This is a genomic window from Thermomonas sp., from assembly GCF_047606765.1.
Taxonomy (GTDB): domain Bacteria; phylum Pseudomonadota; class Gammaproteobacteria; order Xanthomonadales; family Xanthomonadaceae; genus Thermomonas.
On record NZ_JASGED010000088.1, the window covers coordinates 1 to 6664 of the forward strand.

Here is a 6664-nt window from a genome sequence, read left to right on the forward strand (position 1 = left end):
GGTCCTGCATGTGGACCACGGCAAGGCCACGGTCGAACTCGTTGTAACCGGCCTCGAAAATGCCGCTGACCCGGAAGCGCTTCATGGTCTGCACGCCGCCCACCGGCGTGCTGCGAAAGTCGGCCAGGGTCAGCACCACGTCATCGCCAACGCCCGCCCCCAGATACATGGCCAGTTCACGCCCCAGCACGATGTTGAAGCTGCCGGGCTGAAGATCGGCCAGCTTGCCCTGCTTCACCTTCGCGCCCAGCACCGAAACCGTGTCTTCCTGCGCCGGGATCACGCCGCGCAGCATCGCCGGCTGGTTGCCGCTGGCGGAGAGCAGCGCTTCCTTTTCGACGTAGGGCGCGGCACCGGCCACCCGCGCATCCTGCAGCGCCAGCTTCACCGCATGTTGCCAGTCCTGCAGCGGCTCACCGTAGCCGCTGATGGTGGTGTGCGCGGCCATGCCCAGCATGCGGTCGCGGATTTCCTTCTGGAAGCCACTCATCACCGCCAGCGTGGTGATGAGCGCGGTCACGCCCAGCGCGATGCCGAGGATCGAAGCCAGCGAAATGAAGGAGATGAAGCCATTGCGGCGTTTGGCGCGCAGGTAGCGCAGGCCGATGGCGACGGGAACAGGTTTGAACATCGAATGTCTGGATTGGTCGCCGCCAAGCGACGAGGATGTGGATGATGCCGCTATCGGGCCGCTTATGCCACGCGCTTGCTCAGGAGCTCCGCCATGCGGGTTTGCCAACCCGGCCCGGTTGCCTTCCACGCGGCAAGCACGGTCTCCGGCAAGCGGATCGTCACCTGCTTGCGCGGATTGGTTGCCAGCGGACGCCCGCCACGCTTGACGGTGCCGCGCGCGAGCATGTCATCCGAAAGCTCCGGCAGGTCTTCGTATTCGCCTTTCTTTGGCTTGTGCGCATCCACGCGCTTGAAGTCAGACTTCAAGGTACGGTGCGATGCGGGCTTGTTCGCGCTCATTGGCCTTCCTCATGCTGAAAACGTGGCGCACCGCACCCCTTGGCACATAACCGATCACCACCAGCCTACCCGCCAGATGGCCGAAGCAGATGATGCGCTTCTCGCCGTAATCCCTGCGTGTGTCTTCGACCTCGAACGTGAGCCCTGAAAAGACGGCAACGGCATCCTCGAAATCAAGCCCGCGCTCGGCCAGGGTTTTCTGCCGTTTGCCGGGATCGTATGTGATTTGCATGGTTATTGTACCTACAACAACATCTGGCCGCAAAATCCTGTACGCGCCGGCACAGCGTTCTTCCAGGCCTCAACTTTCCGTCACTGAACCCATACCAATGGCAGCCTCGCGCCGCTGCATCGCAAGTTTCAGTTCACGCCGCGTTGCGGCAGGCAGCCGATCCGGCCAGAACACCAGCCGCCGCCTGCGGCCATCGCCATCGCGCCAGTCGAAGAAGGCCAGCGGCCCACGCCAGCGCAGGCGCAGGTCGTCGATGTGCGCATCATCGGAAGTCACCGCACCGCGTCCCGCCGGGATACGCAGCGTGCATACCGGCTGGCGCAGGTAATTCCGCATATCACGCAGACTGGCGATCAGCGCTACACAGGCCAGCGGCCATGCCCAGCCACGCGGCAGGTTGGAGGCAATCAGGCAGAACGGGGCGAGTACGGCCAGTGCGAGCAGCCACACGCCGACATGGCGCGAGGGCTGCGACTCAAACAGGCAGGCTTCGGATACGTTCGACAAGCGCCGCGATTTCGACATCGTCCGGGGTTTCGTAGCCAAGGAACCAGCGCCAGAGCCTATCGTCCTCGCTATCCAGAAGCCGCAGGAAAACCTCCCGCTCCTGCGTAGGACTTTGCCGCCACGCGCGATCCAGCCAGCGTTCCAGCAGCTGGTCCAGTTCCTTCATGCCGCGCCGGCAGCGCCAGCGCAGTTTTTTCAGTTCGGCTTCGTCTTGCGTGTGCATGGTCAGGCAGCCGCACCCTCATCCGCCCTTCGGGCACCTTCTCCCGGAGGGAGAAGGAAAAATCAGACCTTCCGCGCCACCATCAGTTTCTTGATCTCCGCGATCGCCTTGGCCGGGTTCAGGCCCTTCGGGCAGGTGCGGGCGCAGTTCATGATGGTGTGGCAGCGATAGAGCTTGAAGGGGTCTTCAAGATCGTCCAGCCGCGCGCCGGTGTCTTCATCGCGGCTGTCGATGATCCAGCGGTAGGCCTGCAGCAGGATCGCCGGGCCGAGGTAGCGCTCGCCGTTCCACCAGTAGCTGGGGCAACTGGTCGAGCAGCAGGCGCACAGGATGCATTCGTACAGGCCGTCCAGCTTGTCGCGGTCCTGCGGCGATTGCAGGCGCTCGCGCGTGGGCGCGGCGGTCTGCGTGCGCAGCCACGGGCGGATGCTGGCGTACTGCGCATAGAAGTGGGTCAGGTCGGGCACCAGGTCCTTGACCACCTCCATGTGCGGCAGCGGGTAGATCGGCACCTCGGCCTTGCCGCAGTCCTCGATGGCGCGGGTGCAGGCCAGCGTGTTGGTGCCGTCGATGTTCATCGCGCACGAACCGCAGATGCCTTCGCGGCAGGAACGGCGGAAGGTCAGCGTGGGGTCGATCTCGTTCTTGATCTTGATGAGTGCGTCGAGCACCATCGGCCCGCACTTGTCCAGATCGACTTCGTAGGTATCCGTGCTCGGATTCCTGCCGTCGTCCGGGTTCCAGCGATAGACCTTGAAGCTGCGCACGCGGGTTGAACCGGCGGGTGCCTTGAAGTGGCGGCCCTTGCCGATCTGCGAGTTCTTAGGGAGGGTGAATTCGGCCATCTTGCGTACTCCCGGTCAGTAAACGCGCGCTTTCGGCGGCACCACTTCGACTTCGTCGTCGAGGGTGTACATGTGTACCGGGCGGTAGTCGATGCGGGTGTTGCCGGCATCGTCCAGCCAGCACAGCGTGTGCTTGTGCCAGTTCTCGTCGTCGCGATCCGGGAAGTCCTCGCGGGCGTGCGCGCCGCGTGATTCCTTGCGGTTCTCCGCTCCGGTGATGGTGACCTGCGCCTGACCGAGCAGGTTCATCAGCTCGTAGGTTTCGATCAAGTCGGAGTTCCACACCAGCGAGCGATCGCTGACCTTGACCTCGGCGAAGGATTCGCGGATTTCGCGAATCTGGCGCACGCCTTCGGCCAGCGTGTCCTGGGTGCGGAACACCGCGGCGTGGGCCTGCATCGAACGCTGCATGCGGTCGCGGATCGTCGCCGTGGGCAGGCTGCCGTTGGAATTGCGCAGACGGTCAAGGCGACTGATGGCCTGTTCGGTGGCGTCGTCCGGCAGGCGGCTGTGCGGCTGGTTGGGCTTGATCGTATCGGCGCAGCGGTTCGCCACCGCACGACCGAACACCACAAGGTCAAGCAGCGAGTTGGAGCCAAGACGGTTCGCGCCATGCACCGACACGCAGGCCGCTTCGCCGATGGCGTACAGGCCCTGCACCACCGCGTCGGGGTCGCCGTTCTTCAACTGCACCACTTCGCCGTGATAGTTGGTCGGGATGCCGCCCATGTTGTAGTGGACGGTCGGCAGCACCGGGATCGGCTGCTTGGTCACGTCCACGCCGGCAAAAATCTTGGCGCTTTCGGCGATGCCGGGCAGCTTCTTGTGGATGTCGGCGGGGTCGAGGTGGGTCAGGTCGAGGAAGATGTGGTCCTTGTGCTCGCCAACGCCGCGACCTTCGTTGATTTCGATGGTCATCGAACGGCTGACCACATCGCGCGATGCCAGGTCCTTCGCGTTCGGTGCGTAGCGTTCCATGAAGCGCTCGCCGTTGGCATTGCGCAGGATGCCGCCTTCGCCACGCACGCCTTCGGTGATCAGGCAGCCCGCGCCATAGATGCCGGTGGGATGGAACTGCACGAACTCCATGTCCTGCAAGCCAAGGCCGGCACGCAGCGCCATGCCGCCGCCGTCGCCGGTGCAGGTATGCGCCGAGGTGCAGCTGAAATAGGCGCGGCCGTAACCGCCTGTCGCCAGCACCACGCCGTGGGCGCGGAACAGGTGCAGCGTGCCTTCGGCCATGTCCAGCGCCAGCACGCCCTTGCAGGCACCGTGCTCGTCGAAGATCAGGTCAAGCGCGAAGTATTCGATGAAGAACTGCGCCTCGTGCGCCAGCGACTGCTGGTACAGCGTGTGCAGCATGGCGTGGCCGGTGCGGTCGGCGGCGGCGCAGGTGCGCTGGGCGATGCCCTTGCCGTAGTGCGTGGTCATGCCGCCGAACGGACGCTGGTAGATCTTGCCGTCCTCGGTGCGGGAAAACGGCACGCCCTGATGTTCCAGCTCGATGACCGCCGGGATCGCCTCGCGGCACATGTACTGGATGGCGTCCTGATCGCCCAGCCAGTCACTGCCCTTGATGGTGTCGTAGAAGTGGAAGCGCCAGTCGTCCTCGCCCATGTTGGCAAGCGCGGCGGAAATGCCGCCCTGCGCCGCCACGGTATGGCTGCGGGTCGGGAAGACCTTGGTGATGCAGGCCGTCTTCAGGCCCTTGTGGGCAAGGCCGAAGGTGGCACGCAGGCCGGCGCCACCGGCACCAACCACCAGCATGTCGAACTTGTGTTCCTGGATCTGGTACGCGGACACGGTGTCAGGCTCCTTGCAGTGCGATGCGCAGCACCGCGAGCACACCAGCGATGGCCGCCAGCGCGCAGACGAAAATATTGGCGATGTGCGCCGCGCCCGCCAGCAGCGGCGTGTGCAGGTAATCCTCGATGATGACCTGCAGCCCCAGCTTGGCGTGCCAGAACATGGCGACGATGAAGAACACCAGCACCGTGGCGTTCAGCGGATCGGCCACCACCGCACGGGCGATGTGGTAGTCGGCACCCGTCAGCCCGAACAGCAGGCCCAGCAGATAGACGCCGGCCAGCGCCAGCGCGATCGCGGTGATCCGCTGCCAGATGAAATGGCCGGTGCCGTCCTTTGCCGATCCCAGCCCGCGCGCACGCTTCAAGGGCGTGCGCAGGTTGTTTGCATTGCCGCTCATGCCTGCCCCCAACGCATCAGCACGATGCCCCAAGCCAGCAGCACCAGCACGAAGCTGCCGATCACCGAAATCCAGCTGCTGCGGATGAAATCCGGGATGGCGAAACCATGCCCTGCGTCCTGCGCGATGTGGCGGATGCCGTTGAGCAGGTGGTAGGCCAGCGCCCAGCTGAAGCCCAGCAGCACGATGCGCCCGAATATGGAACCGGCGCAGGCGGTGAACGCCTCCCAACGATCCGGCCCGGAAGCCAGTGCCAGCAAGCCACAGAGCATGGCGAGCGCACCGACGACCAGAATTACGCCAGTGGCGCGGTGGATGATGGAGGTCATCATCTGCACCTGCCATTTGTAAACCTGCAAGTGCGGCGACAGCGGACGCTGGCGTCCGCGCGGTTCGGAAGCAGCCATGAGGGATGCGTTCTCCGGGCTGGGCGGCTCACGCCGCGTGGCAGTAGGCAATATCTGCGTCAAAACCGTTGCACGCCATGGCGATGCAGCAGGTTTTCACGCAGATATCAGAAGTCGATGCATCGGCCATTCTTTTCCCAATCCCCATAGCGGGTCGGCTCCGGGCCATCGCGACCGCCAAACTCAACGGCGGGCACGGGCTTCGGGGTGGCCGGCGGCGCGGGTTCCGGGGTCGGAACCACCGCCTGCGCGGACTCGGGGGCGGGATCGGATTGGCCTATCATCGACGCATTCACAACCTGCGAAGTTTACGGCCCGCGACCGATGCGCGACAACCCGACCCATGCCGAATCCTTCCGCCTGCCCGGCCATGAGGTGCTGACCATCAGCGGACGCGACGCAGTCGCATTTGCGCAGGCGCAGTGCATGAACGACGTGGCTGCGCTGGCCGACGCTCAATGGCAGTGGAACGGCTGGCTGACGCCCAAGGGCCGGGTGATTGCCCTGTTCGCCCTGCTGCGGCTGGATGCCGAAACCCTGTGGCTGATCCTGCCGGATGTGTCTGCCGACGCATTGGCGGCGAAGCTGCAACGCTACGTGTTCCGCAGCAAGCTCAAGCTGGAAGCACGCGGCGACCTGCACGCCTGCGGCAGCTTTGGCGCACCTGTACAGGCCATGGGTACCACGCTGGCGCGTGATGGCGATGCCGTCGAGCTGGACATGTCCGGCAGTGGTGGCCCGCGCACGCTGCGCATCAGCACGGAGCAGGTCGCCGACGATGCCGACGCCCTCGCCCGCTGGAACGCGGCCGACCTTGCCCACGGCCTGCCGCGCTTGCCGGCATCGCAAGCCGAACAGTGGACGCCGCAGCAGCTTTCGCTGGAACGCCTGCGCGCCTTCAGCGTGAAGAAAGGCTGCTATCCGGGGCAGGAAATCGTGGCGCGCACGCATTTCCTGGGCCAGGCCAAGCGCGGGCTGGCGTTGCTGCAAGCCGATGCGCCACTTGAACCCGGCAACGAAGTGATCGCCGGTGGGCGCGCCATCGGCAGCATCGTATGCGTGCAGGGCAACGCGACACTGGCCGTGTTGCCGCTGGAACGCGGCGATGCCACGCTTTCATGCGCCGGCATCGCCCTGCGCGAACTGCCGCTGTCAGGCGGGCTTGCGCGCTAGGGAAGCTCTGAACAACTCCCGAAACGTCATCCCGGCGAAAGCCGGGATCCAGCTTTTTCAATGACTTACCAAAGAGCTAGATTCCGGCTTTCGCCGGAA

The 6664-nt window shown here is 64.9% G+C and carries 11 protein-coding genes; 1 reads left to right on the forward strand and 10 read right to left on the reverse strand.

The genetic code is table 11. The features are described from left to right. From QM612_RS08385 to QM612_RS08430, 10 genes are all read right to left on the reverse strand, one after another. Window positions 1-631 (reverse strand): ABC transporter permease (locus QM612_RS08385; RefSeq protein ID WP_415253446.1); only part of this gene is annotated, 631 nt, incomplete at its 3' end. A 62-nt stretch (window positions 632-693) separates the two neighbouring features. Then, a complete protein-coding gene (locus QM612_RS08390) occupies window positions 694-939 on the reverse strand; it encodes a BrnA antitoxin family protein (RefSeq protein WP_415253447.1) in 246 nt (81 codons plus the stop codon). Next, window positions 929-1204 carry a BrnT family toxin gene (locus QM612_RS08395; protein WP_415253448.1) on the reverse strand — a complete coding sequence of 92 codons (276 nt, stop codon included), beginning with the start codon at window positions 1202-1204 and terminating at the stop codon, window positions 929-931. The genes QM612_RS08390 and QM612_RS08395 overlap by 11 nt, the downstream gene beginning before the upstream one ends. 69 nt (window positions 1205-1273) lie before the next feature. Beyond that, window positions 1274-1711, reverse strand: coding sequence for a hypothetical protein (locus tag QM612_RS08400; RefSeq protein WP_415253449.1), 438 nt, complete (start codon window positions 1709-1711; stop codon window positions 1274-1276). Further along, window positions 1680-1940 (reverse strand): succinate dehydrogenase assembly factor 2, encoded by a 261-nt coding sequence (locus QM612_RS08405; RefSeq protein ID WP_415253456.1) that lies wholly within the window; start codon window positions 1938-1940, stop codon window positions 1680-1682. Before QM612_RS08405 ends, QM612_RS08400 begins: the two co-directional genes overlap by 32 nt. 56 nt (window positions 1941-1996) lie before the next feature. Next, the gene (locus QM612_RS08410; protein WP_415253450.1) at window positions 1997-2779 is read right to left on the reverse strand and encodes a succinate dehydrogenase iron-sulfur subunit; all 783 of its coding nucleotides are present in this window, start codon (window positions 2777-2779) and stop codon (window positions 1997-1999) included. Window positions 2780-2794: 15 nt separating this feature from the next. Continuing rightward, on the reverse strand, window positions 2795-4582 hold the full coding sequence (sdhA, locus tag QM612_RS08415; RefSeq protein ID WP_415253451.1) for a succinate dehydrogenase flavoprotein subunit: 1788 nt from the start codon (window positions 4580-4582) through the stop codon (window positions 2795-2797). 4 nt (window positions 4583-4586) lie between these two features. Beyond that, a complete protein-coding gene (sdhD, locus tag QM612_RS08420) occupies window positions 4587-4985 on the reverse strand; it encodes a succinate dehydrogenase, hydrophobic membrane anchor protein (RefSeq protein WP_415253452.1) in 399 nt (132 codons plus the stop codon). Continuing rightward, window positions 4982-5392, reverse strand: coding sequence for a succinate dehydrogenase, cytochrome b556 subunit (gene sdhC / locus QM612_RS08425; RefSeq protein ID WP_415253453.1), 411 nt, complete (start codon window positions 5390-5392; stop codon window positions 4982-4984). The genes sdhD and sdhC overlap by 4 nt, the downstream gene beginning before the upstream one ends. Before the next feature lie 107 nt (window positions 5393-5499). Next, complete coding sequence (locus tag QM612_RS08430) at window positions 5500-5676, reverse strand: DUF1674 domain-containing protein (protein WP_415253454.1); 177 nt, start codon at window positions 5674-5676, stop codon at window positions 5500-5502. Between the two features lie 40 nt (window positions 5677-5716). Here QM612_RS08430 and QM612_RS08435 point away from each other — a divergent pair, with 40 nt between their 5' ends. Continuing rightward, a complete protein-coding gene (locus QM612_RS08435) occupies window positions 5717-6565 on the forward strand; it encodes a YgfZ/GcvT domain-containing protein (RefSeq protein WP_415253455.1) in 849 nt (282 codons plus the stop codon). The last annotated feature ends 99 nt before the right edge of the window (window positions 6566-6664 follow it).

Excerpts from the sequence above, each read along its gene's own strand:
- sdhC (WP_415253453.1), bottom strand. The coding sequence starts at position 5,392 with ATGGCTGCTTCCGAACCGCGCGGACGCCAGCGTCCGCTGTCGCCGCAC.
- QM612_RS08410 (WP_415253450.1), bottom strand. The coding sequence starts at position 2,779 with ATGGCCGAATTCACCCTCCCTAAGAACTCGCAGATCGGCAAGGGCCGC.
- QM612_RS08435 (WP_415253455.1), top strand. The coding sequence starts at position 5,717 with ATGCGCGACAACCCGACCCATGCCGAATCCTTCCGCCTGCCCGGCCAT.
- sdhD (WP_415253452.1), bottom strand. The coding sequence starts at position 4,985 with ATGAGCGGCAATGCAAACAACCTGCGCACGCCCTTGAAGCGTGCGCGC.
- QM612_RS08395 (WP_415253448.1), bottom strand. The coding sequence starts at position 1,204 with ATGCAAATCACATACGATCCCGGCAAACGGCAGAAAACCCTGGCCGAG.
- QM612_RS08430 (WP_415253454.1), bottom strand. The coding sequence starts at position 5,676 with ATGATAGGCCAATCCGATCCCGCCCCCGAGTCCGCGCAGGCGGTGGTT.